Raw genomic sequence first — 26,047 nt, 5'->3', positions numbered from 1 at the left:
CCTGCCGGAACAGTGGCTCCGGCGGGCGGTTAAGGTTATTCTATGAAATTCCGCCGTTAACTGCGGCCAGATATTCTTGATTTAATATATGTTTGATGGCAATCCCTTTCACGGTGGACAAGTCGATGATTGCACCGGCTGTGGTTCTAACCAGTGGCTTGGTGAACCGTTCTCTGTCGAAAAGTACTACTTGAGCCGTACGGTCATCGGTTAGCATGATCGAGCTGTTAATAAGGCAGTCTCGCACACTGTCGAGGAAAGGCTGGCAGACTTCAGGGCAGAATTTAGTAAATTTATTCTGAGCAATATGCTCCAGCGAGATAAACGGATTGACAGTATCGTGGTAAGCTTCCCTGTGAAAAGCATTTGCTACGGCGATGATCCGGGCAAGGACAGGAATTTTGTCGCCCTGCTTAGCCAGGGGAAAGCCGCTGCCGTCCATGTATTCATGGTGGTAGAGAACAGCCGCCAGAACATCCTGGGAAATGCCGTCTACATTACGCAGCAATTTAGCTCCGTGAATGACATGATCTTCCGGTCCGGAACTGCCATCCTGGGGAATGACTAATTTGCCGATATCATGCAGCAGTCCGGCCAGGACCAGTGTTTGGACGGTTTCTTCCGGCAGCCTCATGGCACGGCCAATCATGCCGCTGATAAATGCCACCATAACCGAATGACGGGAAACCTCATCGGCCAATTTCTGATCGCAGACTAGAAGGTACTCCATAAGGGTGGGGCCGGTTGACAGCACGGTGGAATAAATGCCGAAAGAGATATCTTTAAGTTCCGGTACCGGTACTTGCTTTTGGTTGCGGACAAAATCGAAAGACCGGGAGGAACTGTCGACAATGCTGCTATATTCCTTATAAAAATCTTTAAACACCTGGGACAGACTGTCCGGCTGCTCCGGCTGTTCCGACGGTTGATTTGGCGCAGCTGCAACATCATCCACTATGTATACAAAGCGAATGTCCCACATCGCTAAAAGCGAGATGGTCCTGGTCGTCACCGCCGCGTTTTTTCCCAGGAGGACTTTACCGGTCGGCGACAAGACAGACGAACCGATGATCATGCCCGGGACTAAGTCGTTAACGGCCAACAATTTGGTTTCCATTTGAATCCACTCCTTCTTTACCAAAGATCTATGGGATACATATCAGACGATACCTAATAGCTGCTTAACTGTTAGTATACATGAGCTGGGAAGAAAACATAATAAGGCTCAGTTCCTGTCTCCGTGGTGCTCCTGTCCTAAAAGAAAATTGCGGATTGCCAAAAATAAGCAAATATATTAGAATAAGTATAAATTGAATACAGGATAGCTAGGGGTGCCGCAGGCTGAGAAATGAAAGCAATTTCATTGACCCTCATCACCTGATCTGGATAATGCCAGTGTAGGGAAGCGATATAATATGATAAATGTTAAAACGCGATCCTGCAGGATTGCGTTTTTCTTTATATCAGAATTAATAAGAGACGCCTTGCGTCCTTGCTAGTACATAAACGCATAACGCATTAAAGAAAAGTAAGGGGAGATGATCTTATGACTGACTCATTGATTAAAAAATTGAATATGCTTGCGGACAATCCGGTCAGTATCGCGGTCCTTTTAGGATTGATGCTTCTGATACTGGCCTTCCTGCGCATCAAAAAAATCGCTTTGCAGCCGCGGCTAATCACACATATCGGCCTGGCGCTTGCTTTGGCGCTCATACTGCACACCTTCCGCCTGTATCACATGCCGCAGGGCGGCAGCATCACTTTGGGAGCGATGGTGCCACTGCTGCTGATTGCCTTTTTGTACGGACCGGAAGTAGGTTATCTTGCCGGGTTTGTTTATGGTCTGATCCATTTGATTCAGAGTCCTTATATTTTACATCCGGTGCAGGTGTTGTTCGATTACCCTTTGCCGTATATGGCGCTTGGCCTTGCAGGCTATTTTCGGGACCGGATTTTTTGGGGAACAATTGTCGGCGTTTTGGGACGGTTTATCTGCCATTACATATCAGGAATTGTATTTTTTGCCAGCTATGCTCCAGAAAGCATGTCTCCTTATGTATATTCCGCCATCTTCAACGCCGGCTACCTGATTCCTAACCTGCTCATCTGCCTCTTAATCATGCGGCTTTTACCGCTGGAGCGGATTAAGCTGACATTGTCGCGGTGAAAAGAGCAGGGCGCTGTTAAACGCAGTGGCTGTTTTATTTTAGATATAAAAAGCATTATAATAGTTGCAGCAGACCTATTTGCGGCTTAACGGGGATGCAAATATATGAAAAATGAGGACTATGCATGAATAGGATTCTTCCATTGGAAACAGCTGTATTGATTGTGGTTATGGCTACATCTTTTTTGACGCCGTTTATGGGCAGCGCTGTGAACCTGTCCATACCGGCCATTGCAGCCGAATTTGGCGATAATGCCCTGTTGCTGGGATGGATGGTCACCGGTTATTTATTGACTTCGGCGGTGTTTCTGCTGCCTTTTGGCCGCTACGCGGATATTGTGGGCCGGAAAAAAGTCTTTATTGCCGGTACCGTCTTATTTTCTCTGTTTGCCGCGTTATCCGGCCTTGCCTGGTCCCTGACATCACTGATCTGGTTCAGGGCGGCTCAGGGCATTGCCAGCGCCATGATTTTTAGCACCGGCATGGCCATTTTGACCACCGTCTATCCGGCTCCAAAGCGGGGCAAGGCTATGGGCCTGACGGCTGCAGTTGTCTATATTGGCCTGGCGGCGGGACCGGTGCTGGGCGGCGTGATGAATCATTATCTGGGCTGGCGCAGCATCTTTCATTTTACCGCCATCATCGGCATACTGGCAGCCCTGCTGGCCATCTGGCGGCTGGAAGGGGAATGGGCAGGCGCCCGGGGAGAGACCTTTGACTTCATTGGCAGCACTGGCTACATCCTGGCGCTTTCGGCCGTCCTGTACGGCTTTTCTTCCATCTCCAGCGTGATCTGGGCAAAATACATCCTGGTTGCAGGCCTGGCGCTGATGGCCCTGTTTTTGCATCACCAGTCCCGCCAGCAGCATCCCATCCTGCAGGTGGAGCTATTCCGCCAAAACAAGGTTTTCGCCTATTCCAACCTGGCGGCCATGATTAACTACAGCGCCACATTTGCGGTAGGCTTTTTGATATCGCTGCATCTGCAGCTGGTGATGGGGTATGATTCCCAGATGGCCGGCCTGATTTTGCTGTCGCAGCCCGTGCTGATGGCGGCGCTCTCCCCCTTTGCCGGCACCCTCTCAGACCGTATATCGCCTTCCATATTGGCTTCCTGGGGCATGGGCATCACCGCCCTGGGGTTATTCCTGTTCGTCTTTATCAGCGTCGACACATACTTAGGGCTGATCATCGCCAATCTGGCGCTGATCGGAGTAGGCTTCGCCCTGTTTGCCTCTCCTAATAATAACGCCATCATGAGCGCGGTGGAGAAGAAGCTTTACGGCGTGGCTTCCTCGTCCCTGGGGACCATGAGATTGGTGGGCCAGGCAGTCAGCATGGCTGTGGTCACCCTGCTGATCGCCAGCTTTGTGGGAGATGCGGGCCTGAACAAGAATTCCGCTCCTATGATCGTGGCCGCTTCCCGGGCATCCTTCATGGTGTTTACAGCCATCTGCATTATTGGGGTATTTGCATCGCTGGCCCGGGGGAGCAAAGAGCGGTCTGCCCCTGATGACGCGAAAGGTCAGCAGGATTAGCCGGGCATTTGGGCGCAGGGTGCTTCTGTTTTGAACATAGCTTAGATCGTAAACCGGGATATTCCAGCCGAATCTGGCGGAGAATATCCCGGTTTTTGTCTTTGAATCAATCTTTTTCTATCTTTTTTTACAAACCGTTACAAAACGTTAACAAAAATTAACAGTGGGTTAATTTTTTATAAATGGCTAAACGGTACAATTAGACTATGCATTACAACAGGTTTAAGTATAAGGGAGGTATGACGATGCAGCTCCGGGAAGGAAAATACTTAGTCAAACTGGCTGAAAATGCAAGCGAAAAAGAACAGGTTTACCGGCTCCGGCATAATGTTTACCATAAAGAAATGAATTTTGCGGGCAAACAGACAGAAGGTGAACAGGAATATGACTCTTATGATGAAATTTGCGATCATCTGATGATTTGCGATGAGGAAGCAGGCCAATGCGTCGGGACTTTTCGGTTTTTATCGGGTAAAAGGCTGCAGGGAAACCAAGGCTTTTATTCGGAGCAATGGTTTGATATTGGACAGTTAAAGTGTGAAAGAAACAGAGTTTTGGAACTGGGGCGGGCTTGTATCGATATCCCGTACCGGAATACCAAAGTCTTTAAACTGCTATTTTCCGGTGTAGGCGCTTATCTGAAGTTATTTCCCCATGATTACATGATTGGTCTTACCACTGTGTCATTTGATTCCAGGACCGATATCAAAATGATCATCGAATATCTGACTGAGAAAAAAGTGGTTAACATCTCTTTTGGCGTAAAGCCAAAAAAAGATTTCTATATCGACGAAGCCGAGGGAGGGAGTTACACCATCGCCGCTGTCAGTGAACGGGAAATCATCAATAAGATGTCCACCCTTATGCTGGCCTATTATAAATACGGGGCGGAGTTTATCAGCGAACCGTCTGTTGACGCTGATTTCAATCCGCCGGTAGTTGACTTTTTTACGATTTTCCCGGCCGAAAAATATCCCAGCTGGGCATCCTGAAATTATCCTTATTTACATTCAAATTCCGTCACATAAAGAGGTCAATAAGTATGAAGAACTTTGTTCTCTCAGCCGCAATCCGGCTTAAACGAAACATATTAGCGCTGCTGCAGATTGCGGCGGCTTATATCATTGTATATGTCGTATTTAAACCGGGAGCGGCAATAAAGATCGACCGCAGCGGGATACAGGGAATCAAGCCGCCGTTTATCGTACTGGGCAATCATACATCGAATTTTGATCCGGCGCTGGTGCAGTATGCCATTCCCTATCCCTGTTATTTTCTCACCTCGAATTACTACTTTCGCCTGCCGGTTATCGGCAGGCTGTTACGGCTGTTCGAAGCCATTCCAAAGATACAATTCTCCCCTGACATGCGCTCGGCGCGCAAAACAGTAGAGGTGATTTCCCGGGGCGGCGTGGTGGGCATATTTCCGGAAGGACGCCGTTCGGTTGACGGGAGTTGCTGCCCGATACCGGAATCAGTGGCGAAGCTTATTAAAAAATTAAAGGTTCCCGTTGTGGCCGTCAAAACAAACGGGGGTTACTTTGTCTGGCCCCGCTGGTCGCCTGACTGGCGGCGGGGGAGGGTGGAAACGGTGGCGGTGCAGCTGCTGTCAGCCGAAGACATTGCCGGAATGAGCACCCGGGAAATATATGATACAGTTTGCCGGGCTTTGACCTATAATGACTACGAATGGAATCGTAATGCCCGGGAGATTTATCCTCATAACGATGCAGCTGAAAACCTGCATCTTATTTTGCATCAATGTCCCCGCTGCCATGGCGAAAGCGTCATGGGCAGCAGCCGGAACAAGCTCTTGTGCAACCGGTGCGGTAACGGGGCGATAGTTGATGTATATGGATTTTTGCTGCCTATTAACAAGAAAAGCGTTATTTTTAACAATCCGGTAGAATGGAACGCCTGGCAGCGTCAGAACATGTTGGTCTGTTTACAGGATGAGAACTATCAGATTCGTGTCCGGGTCAGAGACTTACAGGTGGCGGATAAATATTCCGGCGCCTATCGCAGCTGCGGTTACGGAGAAATGACAGTCAATCAGGAAGGACTGCATTTTTATGGCATGATAGACGGACAGGCGGCTGAATTGTCTTTTTCCTGCGAAATGCTGCCGTCCATTTCCACTGAATTCAAAGATGACTTTGAAATTTGTGATACAACTAATGCCTGGTGGTTTTTTCTGGCCGAAGAGCAGCAAACTGTCCGGATCGAGGCGGCTATATCGCTGCTGTATGAACAGCAACAAGCCCGGAGCCGGGCAGAATGGCAGGTTCCGTCTGACGTCCGGCAGGAAACAATGCTGGCTGTGGCGCAATAATGATAGCTATGCTTATGGACAAGCTGATTCCAGCGATGAGATTTTGCACAATCTGCCATCAAATAGTCATCTATTCGTTTTTTTCATTGCCCTGATCTTCGGGCAACGGTTTGGTTGCTGCCGGTTTCAGGCCGGGAAGATAACCGGCTGATGGGATGTCAGCACGAACCAAAATCTCTTCCTGCCACATTTGATAGCCATAGGCCAAAACACCGGCGAAGGTAACAATTAACACATTTAGGAAGGGGGTAATACCGACCTCGGAAAAAAGACCTCTGCCGCCTAGAACATAGACATGAATTAGGTAAATGAATCCAAAATTTAACGCTGTATCGATTGCAAGATATTGCCAAAACCGACCGTACAAAAAAGAGAACAACCATATCGTGGTGACCATATTTAGCCCAAAAATGATATAAGAAGATGTACGAAGCGGATAGACGGCTGGTTCATAGATAAACCAGCCCAGATTTTCTCCCAACTCTACGGATAATACACTAATAAGCGAGGAGAATAAAGCGACAGGCATCCAGCGCTTAATACCTCCTCTCGGCATGAAGAATAGGGTCAGCCAAGGTAAAAGCAGCGCGCTCCACAAAAGTACCTGATTACTCATGATGCAGCCCCCCGATTTTTCAGTATGTTACTATTATTTTTACAGGTGCTCCCTTTTTATACAAAACATCTTGGAATTTAGTTTGAAACAAACCAGAAGACGGAAATTGTTGACAGGGCTAATTTTCCTGTGATATTATTTAATCATTGTATTTCCCAAAGATTGTACCTGCCGGATATTATCGATACCATCGGCAGCTAAGTACAGAATAGCCGGAAAGGAGGACTAGCAATGTATCATTTATATGACTATGAGTCTAAACACAATCAAGAAATATTTGCATCAGAAAACTCAATGGGGAACATTGGCATACATTGGCTTAATCCTCTGTCGAAACGGTGTCAGGAGAGATAGTGTTTTGTTAACTATTTATCTTGCATAGTTGTCAGAGCGGTTAGGCCCAATAAAGCTTAACCGCTTTTATATTTTTTCCCCGGGATGCTGGAAAGACTGATCGATCTGTTGAATCCAGCCTGCCGCAAGGAAGGCCTGAGCCTTTCTTCCGGCTTCCTCGGGATAATGGATATGGTTATAAAAGGTGGTTAAGTCCGTTCAGCCGGATTTAGCCGCCTTTTTATTTGTGCGCTATATGGCAGAAGTAGAGCCTGTTTTTACGGTAAAAGGCTGACAAGCGTCTTTCCTAAGAATAAAAAACTAATCCTGAAAAGAGAAGCTTATATGCCAAAAAACTGTTGATTATCGGCGGACAAGTGGTGTACGGGTTGATAATTGAAGAAAGTAAAGATAGTTAGAGAGGTTTGTCTTATGGACTATATTAAATTAAGCAAAACCATGTCCTATGCCTTGCGGCATGCACCGTGGGAATATGAGCTGGAGATGGATGAAGGCGGCTGGGTTTCAATTATTCAACTGCTGCATTCCCTGCAGGAAGAGCAGAAATGGTCGGATGTCAAAGCCGAGAATATCTATTATGTGGCCAAAACCTCGGATAAGGGCCGCTTCGAAATAGCGGACAGCAAAATCAGAGCGCTGTATGGGCACTCCATTCCCCTCAGGATCATAAAGGCCCCCGGCGAACCGCCGCAATTACTCTATCACGGCACCTCTAGACAGGAGGCTGACGCGATTATGGCCAATGGCCTTGAGCCGCGGGGCAGGCAGTATGTGCACATGGCGGTTGATCCCAAGATGGCCTTACAGGTGGGCAAACGCCGCGATAATAAGCCGGTATTGCTTACCATTAAAGCCCGGGAAGCCCGGCAGGACGGAGTAGCCTTCTATAAGGGAAACGACCTGGTATGGCTGGCGGAATTTGTTGTGGCAAAGTATATCGATATTGAGGAAAAAAATTAAAGCGTAGTGAGACTCATGCCTGGAAATCAAGCCTATATGTAAAACAGGAATGGGCAAAACGAATTTTAAATGGTGATAGCATGACGGGTATTGAATGCTTTAACAAAGCGGAAGAAGCTATGCGTGAATATGATCGGTGTTACGAAGAGGCATACCTTATAACGGCCCTGGATTTTTATAGCCAAGCCATCGAGAGAGATGCTGTTTATGGTGACGCCTACCGTAAACGAGCTCTGGTTTATGGCTTACTGGAAGAGTACGACAGAAAGACTGATGATTTGAACAAGGCGATTCAAATTCTCGAAAACGCATTGGAACAAGGCCAGGCCGAGCAGGAACTGCTTTTTAACTTGGCTATGACCTATCGCGATAATCATGCGTTAGAGCATTCTGTCGAACAAGCCTGGTATTATTTCAATGAAGTTCTAAAAATGAATCCTGGTCATGCACAAGCCATGTTCGAACTGGCTAATATTCTAAAATATGAAAAACGTGATTATGCGGCGGCGGTCGCATATTTTAGCGATGCCATTCAATCTAATATGGACAATGTCAATTTTTATTTGGAACGTGGAGAATGTTTTGAGAGTTTGAAACGGTATCATCAAGCACTGGGTGATTATGACAAAGGGATTTCTCTTAAACCACAGGACTGGCGATTTTATAATCGGCGGGGCGAACTATATATACAACTTAAACAATGGTCGGAAGCCCGTGATGATTATATAAAATTCAGGAATTTTTATCCTTACGCTCAGCATACTCCAGTGATGGCACTGCAAAAGGAAGTTATCGGCGGACCTTGTATTGAGTTTTATTTTGCGGAGAATACCGATCAGCATAAACCGTGGCATCCGGATTCCTGGTATATAGAAGATTGTATTTTTATGGAAGTTCATAAATGTTTTGCTCAGCCTTTTCCGACATTTAGTATCTATGGAAACTTTGAATATTCCATACAGGATATGAGGCAGGTGCTGGATGGATTGATCGACAGTTTAGCTGCTTTAAACTTGGTTTGCAGTTATGCTGATTTTTTCAGCCATGTAGTAGAAACCTGGTTTGTAGCAACTCTGATCAGGGATTTTGCCGATTTTGAAGTTCACTGGATGGAATGGCTGGAGCAATTGAAACGTATCCATATTGAACTTATTTCACACATGTGCGATGCGCTTGCATGCGGTAAGAGACTTTATTTATTTGGAGTCTAATTATAATTTTAAGGCGGCGGATTGAAGACGAAAGTAGTTCAGGGGGCTATGGCATGGACAAAACCTTTGAAGAGGATGACAATATGAAAAACAGAACCTATATACCGCGTGAAAAGCCTTCCCCCTTTGAGTGCCCTAAGGAATTTTGCTTTTTTTGGTGTGAAAAAAATTCTTCTTTTGCACCGGGATTATATACCAATTTGGAGGAAGCGATGCAAGCAGCCAAAATAGTCCATGAATCCTTTTGCAGCTGCAGCTTTGGAATTTGTCTCAGAAATCCGTTAAGGCAAGGAGAGAGGGACAGGTACGAACCGCATGAGCCCAACTTAGACGCCGCAGGGCTGCCACATTTTTATTTTATAAGTAATCCGGCGCGGTTGAATCAAAGAAAAAAGAAGTTATATCAGCAATATTTTAAGGACAAGGAGAAACAATAAGTTTTTTTGCTAAGACTGAACAGCATGGATATGCAGGGGGTTTTGATGATGGAAGCGGTTATTTTTATCGGTATTCAAGCTGCGGGTAAAAGTACTTTTTATCAGGAAAATTTTTTTAAAACCCATATTAGAATTAACCTGGATATGCTGAAAACCCGGCATCGGGAAAGCATCTTACTGGATGCCTGCATTCGCGGTAAACAGCCTTTTGTCGTGGATAATACCAATCCGACTGTTGAAGACCGTAAAAGATACATAACCATAGTTAAAAACGCCGGGTTTACAGTGACAGGCTATTATTTTCACTCTTGCATTCAGGAATCGATCCGGCGGAATGAAAGCAGAACCGGCAGGGAGGCTGTTCCCGTGCCGGGCATCAAAAGCACGTATGCTAAGCTGCAACTGCCCAGGCAGGAGGAAGGCTTTGACGCCCTGTATTTTGTCAGAACGGGTCATGATAGCAGTAATCATAATAAAATATTCATAGTACAGGAGTGGAAGCATGAAATTCAGTGACTTTGACATAAAAATGAGGGTATATGAGACGGCCCATGATTATTGCGTGATTCCTGGCGTTTACATGGCAGCGCGCATAGATGGCCGCTCATTTACCAGATTGACCAAAGAAGTTTATCAATTTGAAAGCCCATATGATATTCGGTTTAGAGATTATATGGTGGCTACGGTTGAACATCTGATGCAATGCGGGTTTCGGGTCATTTACGGCTATACCCAGAGTGATGAGATTTCACTCCTTTTCCACCTGGATGAAACCGCCTTTGGGCGAAAAACGCGTAAATTCAACTCTATTCTGGCCGGGGAAGCAAGCGCGAAATTTTCTTTGCTGCTGGGCGGTGCTGCCTCTTTTGACTGCAGGATATCCGTACTGCCCAATAAAGAACTGGTGGTAAATTATTTCCGCTGGCGCTATGAGGATGCTTGCCGCAATGCGCTGAATGCTCACTGCTATTGGCTGTTAAGGCGTAACGGCAAAACCGTGGCGGAAGCGAACAGCTTGTTATTAGGCATGGGTGTAAAAGATAAAAACGAGCTTCTCTATCAATACGGTATGAACTTTAACGATGTTCCTTCATGGCAAAAGAGCGGCATCGGCCTATACTGGGAGCAATATGAGAAAGTCTGTGAAAATGTAATAACAGGGCAAACGACAGTTCCAAGAAGGCGGATCAAAGTGGATGACGATTTGCCGCTGAAGGATCAATATAACCTGTTTATCGCGAACCTGCTTGATAACGGCGGCTCAGCAGCGTACTAAACATCAGAATGAGCGATACTTTTCAAGTATTTTACTGCCCTAAAGATGCAAAACGCTATGACTTTCTAATCAATCGTCATGGCCGGGAAAGAAGATGATAAACATGCTAATAAAGTATCCTAGAACCCCCCATATCGAAGGCTCCCGCTGTCAGCCGGGGGATGAAGACCTGGAGAGCGTGCCGTTCAGCCGGATTGCCAACCGGTTTCTGGTGGTCGAGGAAAAGGTCGATGGCGCCAACAGCGGCATAAGCTTTAGCCCGGAAGGCGAGCTGAGGCTGCAAAGCCGGGGGCATTATTTAACCGGCGGGGGCCGGGAGAAACATTTCAATTTGCTCAAAACATGGGCCAATGCCCATCAAGCCGACTTTTGGGACATCCTTGGCGGCCGCTATATCCTGTACGGCGAATGGCTGTATGCCAAGCACACTGTTTTTTATGACCAGCTGCCGCATTATTTCATGGAGTTTGACATCTATGACAAAGCGGAACAGCAGTTTCTCAGCACCGTCAGACGGCGCAGCCTGCTGCAAAATCACCCTTTTATTACGCCGGTGCTGGTTTTATTTGAAGGCCGGCTGCAGCAGCACAAAGCGCTGGCCGGACTGCTGGGGCCGTCGCGTTTTATCTCCGCGGCAGCCGGGGATAAACTGCGGGGAATATGTGACGGCAAAAAACTGGACGCTGCCCGGGTGCTGCGGGAGACGGACATGGGGCCGCTGATGGAAGGGCTGTATATTAAAGTGGAAGAAGCGGGCGTGGTCAAGGAACGTTACAAATATGTGCGAGCCAGCTTTCTGACCAGCATCCTCAACGCCGAAAGCCACTGGCTGGACCGGCCGGTTATTTCCAATCTGCTCCGGGACGGAACGGATCTGTTTTCAGCCGGACAGGGGTGACAGGACATGCAAAATTTTTATGATCCCTGGGTCTTTCCCCATTGTCCCGGCGCGCCTGACTGGGAGCTTGACTGGGACGGGCTGTGCGGCCGTTTTGCCTGGCTCAGGGAGCTGCAGGGCATTGTACAGGACCCGGTATTTCACGCGGAAGGCGATGTGCTGACCCATACCCGGCTGGTATGCGAGGCGCTCATGCAGATGGCGGAATGGCGGCAGATGACTGAGCCCGTCCGAAATATGCTGTTGGCGGCGGCATTGCTGCATGACGTGGCCAAGCCTTTTTGCACCAGGGTCGATCATGGCCGGATTACTTCCGGGGGACATGCCCTGCTGGGAGAGTTCCTAACCAGAGAGATACTGTATAAGGAAACCGGGTTAACAACGCCGGTTCCCTTTGCCTGCCGGGAAGAGATCGCCAAGCTGGTGCGCTTTCACGGCCTGCCGTTATTCTTTCTGGAAAAGGAGGACCCGGTCCGCGCGGTCCTGGAAGCCAGTCAGATGGTAAGGCTGGACTGGCTGGCCCTGCTGGCGAAAGCCGACGTCCTGGGCCGGCGGTGCCCGGACCGGCAGGAATTGCTGGAACGAATCGAATTGTTTGCCGATTTTTGCCGGGAGCACGGCTGCTACCGGGAGCGCGGCAGGTTTGCCGATGCTTACAGCCGCTTCCTGTACTTTCAGAAGGAAAAGGCCGACCCGGCTTATCGGGCTTATGATGATACAAAATTTGAAGTGATTCTGATGTCCGGGCTGCCGGCGGCCGGCAAGGACACCTGGGTTGCGCGGCATTGCGCCGGCCTGCCGGTGGTCTCCCTGGACCGGCTGCGGCAGGAGCTTAAAATCGCTCCCGATGAGGAGCAGGGCCAGGTTGTCCAGGCAGCCAAGGAAAGGGCCAGGCAATTTTTGCGCGACCAGCGGCCTTTCGTCTGGAACGCGACGAATATTAGCAGAGCAACCCGCCGGCAGCTCATTGCCCTTTTTACCGCTTATGGCGCCAGGGTGAAAATAGTCTATCTGGAAGTGCCCTACGCGCTGCTGCTGCGGCGCAACCGGGAACGTTCCGCTCCGGTGCCGGAGAAAGCCATCCATCGGATGATCCACAAGCTGGAGGTGCCTGTCCTTACCGAAGCGCCTTCCGTACAGTGGATTGTTCCGTCCACATTGTAAGGAGTGAAACTATGCTGTTAACCATTACCTACACCCGGCAGCCGGCTGCCGATCTGGGCTATCTGCTGCACAAAAATCCCTCGCGGCCGCAGACTTTTGATCTCAGCCACGGGCAGGCCCATATCTTTTATCCCGAAGTCACCGATGAACGGTGCACGGTAGTCCTGCTGCTGGATATCGATCCCCTGGACCTGGCGCGCGGCAAAAGGGGTTCCGCGGCAGGCGGCCTGTTTGACTATGTCAATGACAGGCCCTATGTGGCCTCTTCCTTTTTAAGCGTTGCCATCGCCAAAGTATTCGGCACGGCCATGACCGGCAGATGCAAGGATCGGCCGGAACTGGCGGCGCAGGCCCTGCCGTTTCAGGCCGGAATCGTTATGCTGCCCTGTCGGGGCCAGACGGCGATGATCCGCCGGCTGTTTGAGCCGCTGGGCTATACTGTCGGGGCGGAAGACTATGAGCTGGACGAACAATTTCCCCAGTGGGGTAAAAGCCGATATTTTAATGTTACGCTGACCGCAGCAGTCAGGCTGCAGGACCTGCTGCGCCATCTCTATGTGCTGATTCCGGTGCTGGACAGCGACAAGCACTACTGGATCGGCGAGGCTGAAATCGATAAACTGCTGCGCCACGGCGAAGGCTGGCTGGCCGGCCATCCGGAACGGGAGCTCATAATCGGCAGATACCTGAAACGAAAAAGAAATCTGGTGGACCAGGCCTTGAACCGGTTGCTGCCCGATGTGTCGGCAGCAGAGGAAGAGGCCGGCCAACTGCCGGAGGAAGAAGCGGAAGACAAGCGGAGCCTGAATGAAGAGCGCCTGGGAACGGTGGTCGCCGCCCTTAAGAGCGCTCAGGCCAAACGCGTGCTTGACCTTGGCTGCGGTGAGGGGAAACTCCTGGCCCTGCTGCTGCGGGACAAAAGCTTTGAACAGCTTGCCGGCGTGGATGTTTCCTGCAGTGCGCTGGAGCGGGCCAAAAGCAGGCTGAAGCTCGAGCGGCTGTCGGACCTGCAGCGGCAGAGGATCACCCTTTTGCAGGGGTCTTTAACCTACCGTGATCAGCGTTTTGCCGGCTATGACGCGGCCACGCTGGTGGAGGTGATCGAGCATCTGGACCCTCACCGCTTAGCTGCCCTGGAGCAGGTCCTGTTTCGGTTTGCCAAGCCGCACACTGTGATTGTATCTACGCCAAATAAAGAATACAATGCTCGCTATGGCCTGACCGCATCCGACATGCGGCACCGGGATCACCGCTTTGAATGGACCCGCGGCGAATTCGCCGCCTGGGCGACACGGGTGGCGGAGTGTTACGGCTACAGCGTACGCTTTATGCCGGTCGGCGCAGCCGATCCGGAAGTTGGCAGTCCGACTCAGATGGGGGTGTTTACATTATGGAATTGATGCTGCCGGAATTGTCCCTGGTTTTGTTGATCGGCCCCTCGGGCTGCGGGAAATCGACGTTTGCCCGGCGGCATTTTAAGCCGACGGAAGTCATTTCATCCGACTTTTGCCGCGGCCTGGTTGCCGATGATGAAAATGACCAGGCGGTAAACAATCCGGCCTTTGAGGTGCTGCATTATATTGCCGGCAAGCGGCTGCAGCTGGGCAAACTGACGGTTGTTGACGCCACCAATGTGCAGGAAGCGGCCCGCAAGCCGCTGCTGCAGCTCGCCCGGGACCACCACTGCATTCCTGTGGCCATCGTATTGAATTTGCCGGAACGGGTCTGCCAGGACAGAAATAAAAGCCGGACCGACCGGCAGGTGGGCGATTACGTCATCAAAAACCATATCGCCCAGCTGCGGCGTTCCCTGCGCAATCTGCGCAAGGAAGGATTCCGGCAGGTCTATGTCCTGAATTCGCCGGAGGAAGTGGAACAGGTGCAGTGCCGGCGGCAGCCGCTCTGGAACAACCTGAAGCACGAGCACGGGCCCTTTGACATCATCGGCGATGTTCATGGCTGCTTTGCTGAACTAAAAATGCTGCTTGCCAATATGGGGTATATGGTTGAAGAGACCGTGGACGCGGCCGGGGAAAAGGATTTCCGGGCAGCCCACCCGGACGGGCGCAAGGCGATTTTTCTCGGCGACCTGGTTGACCGCGGCCCGCGGACTGCGGATACATTAAAGCTGGTGATGGCCATGGTGCGGGACGGCAATGCGCTGTGCGTGCCGGGGAACCATGACGTGAAGCTGCTGAAGAAGCTGAAGGGCGGCAATGTTCAGGTCACCCACGGCCTGGGCGAAACGCTGGCGCAACTGGAATCCGAAAGCCCTGCCTTTATTGCAAAGGTAAAATTGTTTATCGACGGGCTGATCAGTCATTATGTGCTGGACGACGGCAAATTGGTGGTAGCTCATGCCGGCATGAAAGAAAACCTGCAGGGCCGGGGGTCAGGCAAGGTGCGGGATTTCGCCCTTTATGGCGAAACCAGCGGCGAAACCGACAGTTACGGTCTGCCGGTGCGCTATGACTGGGCGGCCGATTACCGGGGCCGGGCCACGGTTGTGTACGGCCATACGCCCCAGGCGGCCGTTGCCGAACTGAACAATACCATCAATATCGATACCGGCTGCGTGTTTGGCGGCAAGCTTACCGCATACCGCTACCCGGAGAAAAGCTTCAGCGAGGTAAAGGCCCTGCAAACCTATTATGAACCGGCCAAGCCGTTCCTGCCGGAGGATGCGCAGGCGCCGCTCACGGAACCGCAGCGGGATCACAATATCCTGGATATTCAGGATGTCCTGGGCAAGCGCGTCATTGGCACCCGGCTGTACAGCAATATCATGGTGCGGGAGGAAAACGCCATGGCTGCCCTGGAAGTAATGAGCCGCTTTGCGGCCGATCCCCGCTGGCTGATCTATCTGCCGCCGACCATGTCGCCCACTGAGACCAGCCACGCGGAGGGGATGCTGGAGCATCCCGATGAAGCTTTCGCCTATTTCCGGGCCAGGGGTGTGGATCGGGTTGTCTGCGAGCAGAAACATATGGGCTCGCGGGCCGTGGTGATTGTCTGCAAAGACCAGGCGGCAGCGGCAGCCCGTTTCGGCGTGGCTGACGGTTCGGCTGGGATTTGCTATACCCGCACCGGACGGCATTTTTTTGACAACAGTGATTTGGAAGCCGCCTTCCTGGAAAGGCTGCGGCAAGTCCTCACCCGCTCCGGTTTCTGGCAGGATTTTACCACTGACTGGGTGTGCCTCGACTGTGAATTAATGCCCTGGTCGGCCAAGGCCCAGGCGCTGTTGACCGAACAGTACGCGGCCGTCGGCCGGGCGGGCAGAGTAGCCCTGGATGAAGCCGCAGCCCTGCTGCGGCAGGCTGCGGCGCATGAAAGGTTGCCCCGGGCTGTGGACAGGGAAGCCTCGGGGCAGAACGCGGATATTCGGGCTTTGCTGCAACGGTTTACGGAACGTTCCGCTATGATGCATCAGTACGTCGAGGCCTACCGGAGCTACTGCTGGCCGGTGGATTCGATCGAGGACCTGAGACTGGCTCCTTTCCACATCCTGGCAACGGAAGGCAAGGCGCATACCGATCAAAATCATCTTTGGCATATGAACGCCGTTGCGAAGTACTGCGCCGGGGAGGATGCGCTGTTCATGCCGACCAATCATATTGTGGTGGACGTTACCAAGGAGGAAGATACAGCCAGGGGCGTCGCCTGGTGGTCTGATCTGACTGCCGCCGGCGGGGAAGGCATGGTGGTAAAACCCTGTGATTTTATCGTGAAAAATGGACGGGAACTGCTGCAGCCGGCCGTGAAATGCCGCGGCCGGAAATATCTGCGCATCATTTACGGCCCGGAATACACCCTGGCTGAAAATCTGGAGCGCCTGCGCCAAAGAGGGCTGGGGAAGAAACGCAGCCTGGCCCTGAAGGAATTTGCTCTCGGCGTGGAGGCCCTGGAGCGGTTTGTCCGGCAGGAGCCTCTTCACCGAATCCATGAATGCGTGTTTGCCGTCTTGGCCTTGGAGAGCGAGCCGGTAGACCCGCGACTGTAATAAATGAAGGGAGGTAAAACTGCAAAAGGGGCATTGCATGCGCTTGGTAAAAGCGTTTTGCGATCCCCTTCATTTATTCCAATAAAACTGAAATGCGGACTTCGGAATAGAAAGGATCTTCGGCGGGCGCGATATCATCGAGGACTCTTTCGATATAGGCGTGTCCGGTGAATGTCAGTTTATGCGCATCCGCATAGTCCGCCAAGCGTTGCAAGGCTTGGCTTATCTGGAGCAGGTTCCCTTTATGATAGCCTACCAGGTAGCGTCCGCTGGGTTTATAAGCACAAGTCATCGATTGGGCCTGTTCTGCATCAACAGGGTAAAAACAATGCGTGATTTGGCAAAAGGAGTTTGGATTAAAATTTCTTTGCTGCAACTGCCTGGCGTCCACCATGTAGCCGTCAGGGTAACCAGTATAGCTGCGGGTATGATAGCAGTCGCGCATAAAATTGGTGAGCACTTTTAACGCTTTTTCTATCGGCAGATCGAAAATGGATTGACTGATGACGATTGCCTGCGCGACTTGTTCTAAAATCTCGATTTTGGCAGGATCGACTGTTGAGATCGCTTCCATGCTGCCGATTTTATTCTGTACCACTCTTTGCAGCCATCGCAGTTCATCCATTTCCTGCTCCAGCAGCTGATTTTGCTTGTAAAGAAATGCCAGCTGGTTTTGCGGGGTGTAATGTTTCGCCAATTGGGCTTTAATCTCTTCCAGCGGTACACGGAGTTTGCGCAGCAGCTGAATCGCATCAAATAATATCATTTGACTTAATGTATAGTACCGATAGCCGTTTTCTTTTACCACGGCCGGTTTAAATAAATCAATGCTGTCATAATACATCAGGGTTCGCTTGTTAATGCCGTACATAGCGGCAAATTGGCTGGTAGTAAGCTGTTTTTGCAAAAACTCGTTCATCCGTGCGCCCTCTCCTCTTGACTATTCAGTTACTGTATACTTTATAATAAACCAATAGGGCAAAAATGGTCAATTATGAGAGGCAAATAGATGACGGCCACAAAACAGGGAGGTTGAAAAACCGTGTTTTCAGTAAAGATGATCAAGGGCTGCCGGGCAGGATTGAGTGCAGCTGTGACAATTTTAATCCTGGCCGGCTGCGGCGGCCCGCAAGAGGCGGCGCAGGAAAGAGCAGTGCCGGTCAAAGCCGTAAAGATTATTCAGCAGGATGTACAGATCGCCAATGAATATGCCGGCCAAATACAGGCGAAAACCGAAGTGAAAATTCAGGCCCGCGTGTCAGGCCATATTATGGAAAAAATGGTCGCCGGCGGTGATATGGTAAAGGCAGGGCAGCCATTGTTCCGCATCGACAGCCTTCAATATGAAAGCAGCTTGCTTTCCGCTCAAGCGCAGCTGGCGCAGGCCGAGGCCAATTGGGAAAACTCGCGTCTTGATACAGAGCGGTATGAAAATCTGCTGCAGCAGGCGGCGATCCCCGAACAGCGCCTGACTACCCAGAAAGCGGCTGAGCGGCAGAATGAAGCTGTTGTGGCTTCTTACCGCGCGCTGGTCAAAAAGGCGCAGGATGATGTCGATAGCACCCTGGTCATTTCGCCAATAGACGGGCGCATCGACGTAGATGATGTCGGCGTGGGAACCTTTGTACAGGCAGGCAGTACCACGCTGGTCACAGTGGGGTCTCAGGACCCGGTGTTTGTCCAATTTAATATGAGCGAAAATGAATACCTTAACCTGCGGCAGGTTTCGCCGGACAACATTGCCGACGGCGGCTGGGGCGAGGGCGTGACGATTACCTTAAGCAACGGCGCGGCCTATCCGCTGAGCGGCAAAGTAACGCAGGTGGACAGGGGGCTGGCCAATAACAGCGGCACCCTGACGTTAAAAGCCACCCTTGCCAATCCGGAGGGGATTTTAATTCCGGGCATGTTCGCCAGAGTTAAAATTGCCGGCGCGCCGATCAGAAACGCCATACTGGTTCCCCAACGGGCCGTGCAGCAGATCCTGGACAAATCGCTGGTCATGGTGGTCAATGCCGGCAATCAGGCTGAGCCGCGGCCGGTAACGCTGGGGGAAAAGGTGGGCGGTTTCTGGCTGGTCAAGGAAGGATTGACAGCGGACGACACAGTTGTTGTGGAAGGATTGACCAAGGTCCGGGAAGGAGCGGCGCTTGACGTAACCGTTGTGACGCCGGCGGAGTTGGAGTTATCAATTAACTCCTAGGAGGTGTAAATAATTATGGCCAGTTTTTTTATCGACCGGCCCATTTTCGCCATCGTCATTTCCATTATGATTGTAGTGGCGGGAACGATTGCCGGCTTGAATCTTCCCATTGCCCAATACCCGCAAATCCAGCCGCCCACCGTATCGGTATCGACGATGTATACCGGGGCCAACGCCGAGGTGGTCAACCAGACGGTAGCCCAGGTTCTGGAGGAACAGATCAACGGCGTACAGGGCATGAACTATATGAGCTCCAATTCCGACGACTCGGGCACCTATAGCCTGGAAGTCGTTTTTGATCTGGGGGTCGACGGGGATATTGCCGCCGTAAAGGTGCAAAACAGTGTGGCCCAGGCCAACTCCTCTTTGCCGGCAGAGGTAACCGCAGCCGGCATTACTACCAGAAAAGCCTCTTCCGACATGGCTATGCTGGTGAGCTTCTATTCACCCAAGGGCACCTATGACAATACCTTTTTAACGAATTATTTCAATGTTTATTTGAAGGATGCGATTAAGCGGGTTAACGGTGTCGGCGACGTGATGGTTTTAGGGTCGGATTTTTCCCGGCGTATCTGGATCAATCCGGACCGCATGGCGGAACTGGGATTAACGGTTACCGATGTGATTGCCGCCGTCAGGGAACAGAACGTGCAGGCGCCGGCTGGCACCATTGGCGCCATGCCCGTACCCCGGGGCCAGGAGTTTCAATATACTGCGAAAGTGCGGGGGCGCCTGGAAAGTATCGCCGATTTTGAAAATATCATCGTCAAGGCCCAGCCGAATGGCGCTTTTATTTATCTGAAAGATATCGCGCGCATCGAAAACGCCGGCAAGGAGTTGAATATTTCTTCAAAGCAGGATGGGGCCAATGCAGCCGCGATAGGCATTCAACTTACCAGTGACGCTAACGCAATGGATACCATTGCCGGAATAAAGCAGGCAGTGGCCGCGGCAGCGGCGGATTTTCCGCCGGATATGAAATACCGGGCGGTTTTTGATAATACGGACTATATTTCGGAATCCATGGCCGAGGTGGTTAAAACCTTCCTGGAAGCCATGGCTCTGGTTATGATCATCGTGTTTCTCTTTCTGCAAAGCTGGCGGGCCACGCTCATTCCGATGCTGGCTGTGCCCGTGTCATTAATCGGCACATTGGGCGCCTTTATGATTCTCGGCTTTTCAATCAATACCCTGACCCTGTTCGCCATGGTACTGGCTATCGGCCTGGTAGTCGATGATGCCATCGTGGTGATTGAAGCGGTCGAGCATCATATCCGCTATAGCAGGCTGACCCCGCTGGAGGCCACACGACGGGCCATGGACGAAGTGTCGGGACCGGTTATCGCCATTGCCTTCGTACTGGCCGCCGTATTTGTCCCGGTTGCTTTTATCGGCGGCATGGTGGGCGTACTCTATCGCCAGTTCGCCCTGACGATTGCGGTGTCGATGGCTTTATCAGCCCTCGTCGCCCTGTCGCTGACGCCGGCGCTGTGCGCCCTGCTGCTAAAGCCTCATGAACCCCAGGCGAAGGCCGGTGTTGCGGGTAGGTTTTTCGACCGGTTTAACGACTGGTTTGAACGAACCACCAGCGCGTACCGTGAAACGGTGAAAGCATTCATTGCCAAGGCAAAGTACGGTTGCATTTTCTTGCTGGTCATTCTGGTGGGAACGGTGTACTTATACAAAATTGTTCCCACCACGTTTGTGCCGGATGAAGACCAGGGGTTTTTTGCGGCGGTAGTCAACCTGCCGGAAGGGGCGAGCCTGAACAGGACCCAGGCGGTCGCCGACCGGTTGGCGGCGGAGATCAGGCAGCTTTCCGGCGTCAATCAGGTCATTGCGATCACCGGCTTTGATATATTGTCAAACGGGGCCAAATCCAATGCGGCCACCCTGTTTTCAGGGCTGGAACCCTGGAGCCGGCGCCAGGACCCTGCCGCCCAGATCGATTCTCTCGTCGGCCAGGCGATGGGCAAGGGGGACCTGTTTCCGGAAGCCTCGGTTATGGCCTTTAACATTCCTGCTTTGCCCGGTCTCGGCATGGTCGGCGGATTTACCATGGTACTGCAGGATATGTCGGGCCATAGCAAAGCGGAACTGGATGCAGCCATCCAGCAATTTGTCCTTGCGGCCAATCAACTGCCGGAAGTGACTGCGGTATATACTACGTACAGAAGTGATTCTCCCGGATATGAATTCGAAGTGGACCGGGAAAAGGTAAAAAATCTTGGCATTGCGCTGGATGATGTATTCACGGCGCTGCAAGTCAATTTCGGCGGGATGCAGGTGAACGATTTCAACATGTTTAACCGCAGCTATAAAGTGGTTATGCAGGCCGATACGATGTTCCGCAATGAAGCCGACATGACCCGGTTTATCTATGTCCGGTCCTCAAATGGCGCCATGATCCCGCTGGATACCCTGCTAAAACCGAAACTGACTACCGGGCCGTCTATTATTTCCCGGTTCAATGCCGCCCGCAGCATTCAGATCAACGGTTCCGTAAGGGAAGGCTATAGCTCGGGCCAAGCCCTGACGGCCATGGAAAAACTGGCGAAAGAGACACTGCCTGCCGGGTTTAACGTGGAATGGACCGGGCAAAGCCGGGAAGAAAAGAAGGCTGGCAGCACAACCATGCAGATTCTGGCGCTGGCCCTGGTATTTGTCTTTTTATGCCTGGCGGCGCTGTATGAAAGCTGGAGTGTTCCCTATGCTGTCATGCTTTCGGTACCGGCCGGCATTTTCGGGGCCTTATTGTCGCAATATGTGATGAATCTGCAAAACAGTGTCTATATGCAGATTGGGATCATCATGCTCATCGGCTTAGCCGCCAAGAATGGCATTCTGATTGTCGAATTTGCCAAAGTCAGGGTGGATAAGGGCATGGGACCGGTGCAAGCGGCAGTTGAAGCTGCAGCTTTGCGGCTCCGACCGATTCTGATGACCTCATTTGCCTTCATTATTGGATGCCTGCCGCTGACCATGGCTAGCGGCGCCGGCGCCGCCGCCAGGAAAGCGATGGGTACTGCGGTTGTAGGTGGAATGACGGTTGCCACCGCTTTCGGCATTTTCCTCATCCCTCTGTTATTTGTGGTGGTGGAATGGATTTCGGCTCAATTGCACGGGAAGAAAAAACCGCCGGTAAACTACTCCGGCTGATTGGTTATTTCCACTCTTGCGATTTGCCGAATTTACGGTTATCATTGGTCTAGATGAGGTGGTGAGAAAAATGGCAATAAAAAATTTTGAGGCAATTATTAAGACAGCTAAAGCGCGAGGCTCTAAGACGATTGCCGTGGCTGTGGCGCAAGACCTGGACGTGCTGCTGGCAGTGAAGAACGCGGCTGATCTGGGCATTGCCAGCGCCATACTGGTGGGCAAGGCGGCGGACATCCGGCGTATTGCGGCGGAAAACCAGATCTCACTGGACGCTTTCCAGATCATTGATGAGCCGGACAATGTGCAGGCCTGCAGAACGGCGGTTCAGTTTGTCTCCCAGGGCAAGGCTCAGGTGGTTATGAAAGGGCTGATTGATACTGCAGTTTTGCTGAAAGCAGTGCTGGATAAAGAAATCGGCCTGCGGACGGCGAATGTATTGTCCCATGTGGCTGTGGCCGAGCTGGAAGGGTATGCCCGGTTGTTCTACGTTACTGATGCGGCCATGAACATTGCGCCGACTTTAGCCGAAAAGAAGCAGATTATTGAAAACGCGGTTCAAGTCGCCAATGCCTTGGGGAATGACCAACCTAAAGTGGCCTGTGTTTGCGCAGTAGAAAAAGTGAATCTCAAAATGCCGGCGACGCTGGATGCCGAGGAACTGGTGAAACTGAATCAGGCAGGCGAATTGAAAGGCTGCCTGGTGGCAGGACCTCTGGCTCTGGATAACGCTGTATCGCCTGAGGCCGCCAAGCACAAAGGCATTGTCAACCCCGTGGCAGGCCATGCGGATATCCTTATGGTTCCCTTTATTGAATCCGGCAACGCCCTTTATAAATCCATCGTATTTTTCGCCAGAGGCAAGATCGCCGGCATCGTCGTCGGCGCTAAAGCCCCTATTGTTCTAACCTCAAGGGCGGACTCGGACATTACCAAACTGCACTCCATAGCCATTGGAATTTTAATGGCTGATAAGCGCTAATTGACGCATTTTAAATCGGGGCGGCTTCAGTTTTCCGGATGGGAAATCTCGCCGGAAGACAACCCGGATCATATAAGGCTGTGAAGGAGCAAAGGGATGGATAACAGGGAAGAATATCCGAAGCATCGGGAAGACGCTGATTTTTCACCGGATAGGTATCGGCTGGGCCAGGAAGATTGCGGAGTAGCCCTTGACATTGGCGCTACCAACGTAGGATTATCCATTTTTCGTATGCGGGATGGGCAGAGGCTCGTCGAGCGGCAGTTCAGCAATCCCCAGCAGGAACATGGAGCAGATATGATCGCCCGACTGGTTAAAGCTTCTAATCCGGTAGTGGCGGCTGATTTGCAGGGTAAGCTGATTGAAGGGATCGAGCAATGCCTCCAGGAAGCACTCCAGGCAAGCGGCATTGGCCGCACTGAGATTGCCGGCGTCGGGGTTGTAGGAAATACTGCTATGCTGGCGCTTCTTTACAATACGGGACAAAGACGGTTTTTGGACCCGGATTCCTGGCAGGAACCCTGGGCGTTTCAGGCTGCCGGCAAGACAGGCCTTGTCACTGTTTTACGGCAGTTTTGCCCGGTGGCCGGTATAGAAATCATTGAACCGCTGATGGGCTTTACGGGATCAGGCCTTTTGGCCGGGATGGTGGCTGCCCGGATGCCGGAGCAGGCGCCGGGAACGCTTCTAATAGACTTCGGCGCCAATACTGAGATTGCCCTATGGGATGGCACGACCGCATGGGTCACTTCCGTTGCCGGCGGTCCGGCTTTTGAAGGGTACGGACTGAGCTGCGGCTCGGCGCCTCTGCCAGGGGCTATTTTCCGGGCCAGACGGTCTGAATCCTCTCAAGGGCTGTTTGAGTTTGAGACATTGGAAGGAAAAAGCCCGATGGGGATTTGCGGCTCAGGGTATGTCGATATATTGCGGCTGCTTTTGGAGTCGAACCGTTTGGACAATCTGGGACGGCTGCAGGGTGAACCGGCGGCAGATGAAAAAATAGAACTCCAGGCAGAGCCCTTCATCTGGATCACCAAGCAGGATATTGATACCCTACAGCGGGCCAAGGCGGCCGTAGAGGCAGGACTGAGAAATCTCTTGCACCAGGCGGAAATGTGGCTGCCGGATATCCGGCGAATTTATGTGGCCGGTCATTTTGGCCGTTTGTTAGATGTGGCCAGTGCTCAGAAAATCGGCTTGCTCCCGGGCGTAGACGCGGCAGGAATCGAACTGTGCGGCAATATAGCCCTAAAAGGCTGTGAGGACATTTTGCGCAGCCGCAGGGCCGGTGAGATGCTGGATCAACTGAGACAAGCTGTCAAGTATGGCAATCTGGCCTTTGATACGGCAGTTGAAACGGATTTTTTTGCCAGTGTATATCTGAGACCATTTGAGTGACAGAGACGATTTGAGTATGTCGGGGCCGCTTGTTCCAAGACGAGGAACTGGCTTGGCCCTTGTTTCTTTATACCGAAATAGGTCACTGCCTGTTGTACAATGTCTGGAATCCCATTCCTACAGAACTTAATAAAAAATTTTTTAAAAAATGAACAGAAGTAGGAATTTCCAATTTGAGCGCGAAGATATATTATAATGAGAAACTTTTCACATATATATAAGAAAGAAGGGATTTTGCAGGTGAAGGCCGTTAATTATTCACTGATAACGGCTAAACCGGATATTTCAAGAAAACAGACGAAATTTTCTGATTAAACATGATAATCAGAAAAAGATATTCACTATTTTTACATATTTGTATTGATGTAATGATGTATATACATATATACTTATTTTAAGTATATTATGAAGGCAAAGAGAAAAAAGAAGGTGAAAGGAGTCGAGAGATATGCCGGCGCAGTTATTGGATGGGGTCAAGATTGCGGCGAGACTGACCGAGACTGTAAAAAAGGAGGTTGAGACATTTCAGGCAAAGCATGGCGTCAGGCCCGGTCTGACCGTCATCATTGTGGGTGAAGATCCGGCGTCGAAAGTATACGTAAACCGTAAACACAAAGCCTGTGCTGAACTGGGAATTGCCTCCGAAGTGGTCCGTCTGCCTGCAGACATAGCCGAGGCGCAGCTTCTGCAAGAAATTGACCGGCTGAACGGAGATCCGAAGGTCAACGGCATCTTGGTGCAGCTTCCCGTACCCAAACATATTAATGCGGAAAAGGTTCTGGAGCAAATCTCCCCGAAAAAAGATGTGGATGGCTTCCATCCGGTGAATGTGGGCAATCTGACTGTCGGCAAGGAATGGTTGGTCCCCTGTACACCTTATGGGATCGTAAAAATGCTGGAGATCAGCGGTATCTCCATCGAAGGTAAACAAGCGGTCGTCCTGGGCCGCAGCAATATTGTCGGCAAGCCTATGGCTATGCTGCTATTGTCCCGCAATGCTACAGTCACTGTTTGTCACTCCAAAACCCAGGATCTGGCCAGCGTGACCCGGCAAGGGGATATTTTCGTGGCTGCTGTCGGCAAACCGGAATTTGTCACCAAAGACATGGTTAAACCTGGCGCCGCAGTGATCGATGTGGGCATTAACCGGGTAGGCGATAAACTGGTAGGAGACGTAAAATTTGATGAAGTCAAAGAGGTGGCCGGCTATATTACTCCTGTGCCCGGCGGCGTAGGGCCTCTGACCATTGCCATGCTGCTGCATAATACAGTGAAAGCCGCCCAATTGCAGCTGGGAGACCGTTGAAAAAAGCCCATCTGCGGCGTCACTCCTGCGATCCTTCGCTCCG

The 26,047-nt window shown here is 51.2% G+C and carries 21 protein-coding genes and 1 riboswitch; of the genes, 18 read left to right on the top strand and 3 right to left on the bottom strand.

Features of this window, described 5'->3' with window-relative positions; translation table 11 throughout:
• Window positions 1-40: 40 nt before the first annotated feature.
• Window positions 41-1,117 (bottom strand): HD-GYP domain-containing protein, encoded by a 1,077-nt coding sequence (locus tag ALO_RS06170; RefSeq protein ID WP_004093977.1) that lies wholly within the window; start codon window positions 1,115-1,117, stop codon window positions 41-43.
• Between the two features lie 200 nt (window positions 1,118-1,317).
• Window positions 1,318-1,421, top strand: a riboswitch (TPP riboswitch).
• 155 nt (window positions 1,422-1,576) lie between these two features.
• Here ALO_RS06170 and thiT point away from each other — a divergent pair.
• The 4 genes from thiT (at window position 1,577) to ALO_RS06150 (ending at window position 6,040) form a co-directional block, all read left to right on the top strand.
• Entirely contained in the window at window positions 1,577-2,170 is a 594-nt protein-coding gene (gene thiT / locus ALO_RS06165; RefSeq protein WP_238528220.1) for an energy-coupled thiamine transporter ThiT, read from the top strand.
• Between the two features lie 125 nt (window positions 2,171-2,295).
• Window positions 2,296-3,708 (top strand): MFS transporter, encoded by a 1,413-nt coding sequence (locus ALO_RS06160; RefSeq protein ID WP_004093975.1) that lies wholly within the window; start codon window positions 2,296-2,298, stop codon window positions 3,706-3,708.
• A gap of 245 nt (window positions 3,709-3,953) precedes the next feature.
• The gene (locus tag ALO_RS06155) at window positions 3,954-4,700 is read left to right on the top strand and encodes a GNAT family N-acetyltransferase (protein ID WP_004093974.1); all 747 of its coding nucleotides are present in this window, start codon (window positions 3,954-3,956) and stop codon (window positions 4,698-4,700) included.
• 50 nt (window positions 4,701-4,750) lie between these two features.
• Window positions 4,751-6,040, top strand: a complete 1,290-nt coding sequence (locus ALO_RS06150) for a lysophospholipid acyltransferase family protein (protein ID WP_004093973.1) — start codon at window positions 4,751-4,753, stop codon at window positions 6,038-6,040.
• 70 nt (window positions 6,041-6,110) lie between these two features.
• Here the strand turns inward: ALO_RS06150 and ALO_RS20750 are convergent, their stop codons facing one another.
• Window positions 6,111-6,656, bottom strand: coding sequence for a hypothetical protein (locus tag ALO_RS20750; RefSeq protein ID WP_072031812.1), 546 nt, complete (start codon window positions 6,654-6,656; stop codon window positions 6,111-6,113).
• Window positions 6,657-7,421: 765 nt separating this feature from the next.
• Between ALO_RS20750 and ALO_RS06140 the strand changes: the two genes are divergently transcribed.
• The 9 genes from ALO_RS06140 (at window position 7,422) to ALO_RS06100 (ending at window position 16,959) form a co-directional block, all read left to right on the top strand.
• Entirely contained in the window at window positions 7,422-7,970 is a 549-nt protein-coding gene (locus ALO_RS06140; protein ID WP_004093971.1) for an RNA 2'-phosphotransferase, read from the top strand.
• A gap of 80 nt (window positions 7,971-8,050) precedes the next feature.
• The gene (locus ALO_RS06135) at window positions 8,051-9,181 is read left to right on the top strand and encodes a tetratricopeptide repeat protein (protein ID WP_004093970.1); all 1,131 of its coding nucleotides are present in this window, start codon (window positions 8,051-8,053) and stop codon (window positions 9,179-9,181) included.
• A 53-nt stretch (window positions 9,182-9,234) separates the two neighbouring features.
• A complete protein-coding gene (locus tag ALO_RS06130; RefSeq protein WP_004093969.1) occupies window positions 9,235-9,618 on the top strand; it encodes a hypothetical protein in 384 nt (127 codons plus the stop codon).
• Between the two features lie 48 nt (window positions 9,619-9,666).
• On the top strand, window positions 9,667-10,134 hold the full coding sequence (locus ALO_RS06125) for an AAA family ATPase (RefSeq protein WP_004093968.1): 468 nt from the start codon (window positions 9,667-9,669) through the stop codon (window positions 10,132-10,134).
• Complete coding sequence (locus ALO_RS06120; protein ID WP_004093967.1) at window positions 10,121-10,894, top strand: tRNA(His) guanylyltransferase Thg1 family protein; 774 nt, start codon at window positions 10,121-10,123, stop codon at window positions 10,892-10,894. Before ALO_RS06125 ends, ALO_RS06120 begins: the two co-directional genes overlap by 14 nt.
• 94 nt (window positions 10,895-10,988) lie before the next feature.
• Entirely contained in the window at window positions 10,989-11,792 is an 804-nt protein-coding gene (locus ALO_RS06115) for an RNA ligase family protein (protein ID WP_040292869.1), read from the top strand.
• Window positions 11,793-11,798: 6 nt separating this feature from the next.
• Entirely contained in the window at window positions 11,799-12,956 is a 1,158-nt protein-coding gene (locus ALO_RS06110) for an AAA family ATPase (protein WP_004093965.1), read from the top strand.
• A gap of 11 nt (window positions 12,957-12,967) precedes the next feature.
• Window positions 12,968-14,356, top strand: a complete 1,389-nt coding sequence (locus tag ALO_RS06105; RefSeq protein WP_004093964.1) for a 3' terminal RNA ribose 2'-O-methyltransferase Hen1 — start codon at window positions 12,968-12,970, stop codon at window positions 14,354-14,356.
• Complete coding sequence (locus tag ALO_RS06100; protein ID WP_004093955.1) at window positions 14,347-16,959, top strand: polynucleotide kinase-phosphatase; 2,613 nt, start codon at window positions 14,347-14,349, stop codon at window positions 16,957-16,959. Before ALO_RS06105 ends, ALO_RS06100 begins: the two co-directional genes overlap by 10 nt.
• Window positions 16,960-17,032: 73 nt before the next feature.
• On the opposite strand, the gene ALO_RS06095 is transcribed toward ALO_RS06100, so the two are convergent.
• Window positions 17,033-17,878 (bottom strand): MerR family transcriptional regulator, encoded by an 846-nt coding sequence (locus ALO_RS06095; protein WP_004093953.1) that lies wholly within the window; start codon window positions 17,876-17,878, stop codon window positions 17,033-17,035.
• A 123-nt stretch (window positions 17,879-18,001) separates the two neighbouring features.
• Here ALO_RS06095 and ALO_RS06090 point away from each other — a divergent pair, with 123 nt between their 5' ends.
• The 5 genes from ALO_RS06090 to folD all read left to right on the top strand — a co-directional run bounded on the left by ALO_RS06090 (window position 18,002) and on the right by folD (window position 26,004).
• Window positions 18,002-19,162 carry an efflux RND transporter periplasmic adaptor subunit gene (locus ALO_RS06090; RefSeq protein WP_004093952.1) on the top strand — a complete coding sequence of 387 codons (1,161 nt, stop codon included), beginning with the start codon at window positions 18,002-18,004 and terminating at the stop codon, window positions 19,160-19,162.
• A gap of 15 nt (window positions 19,163-19,177) precedes the next feature.
• Window positions 19,178-22,321, top strand: a complete 3,144-nt coding sequence (locus ALO_RS06085) for an efflux RND transporter permease subunit (protein ID WP_004093951.1) — start codon at window positions 19,178-19,180, stop codon at window positions 22,319-22,321.
• A 70-nt stretch (window positions 22,322-22,391) separates the two neighbouring features.
• Window positions 22,392-23,300, top strand: a complete 909-nt coding sequence (locus ALO_RS06080) for a phosphate butyryltransferase (RefSeq protein WP_004093950.1) — start codon at window positions 22,392-22,394, stop codon at window positions 23,298-23,300.
• 96 nt (window positions 23,301-23,396) lie between these two features.
• Window positions 23,397-24,698 (top strand): ASKHA domain-containing protein, encoded by a 1,302-nt coding sequence (locus ALO_RS06075; RefSeq protein ID WP_004093949.1) that lies wholly within the window; start codon window positions 23,397-23,399, stop codon window positions 24,696-24,698.
• Between the two features lie 448 nt (window positions 24,699-25,146).
• The gene (gene folD / locus ALO_RS06070) at window positions 25,147-26,004 is read left to right on the top strand and encodes a bifunctional methylenetetrahydrofolate dehydrogenase/methenyltetrahydrofolate cyclohydrolase FolD (RefSeq protein WP_004093948.1); all 858 of its coding nucleotides are present in this window, start codon (window positions 25,147-25,149) and stop codon (window positions 26,002-26,004) included.
• The last annotated feature ends 43 nt before the right edge of the window (window positions 26,005-26,047 follow it).

Origin of the sequence: Acetonema longum DSM 6540 (genome assembly GCF_000219125.1) — a bacterium.
In the GTDB taxonomy this organism is placed as follows: domain Bacteria; phylum Bacillota; class Negativicutes; order Sporomusales; family Acetonemataceae; genus Acetonema; species Acetonema longum.
Note: the sequence above shows the minus strand (reverse complement) of the source record. Positions and strands in the feature narration are given on the sequence as shown.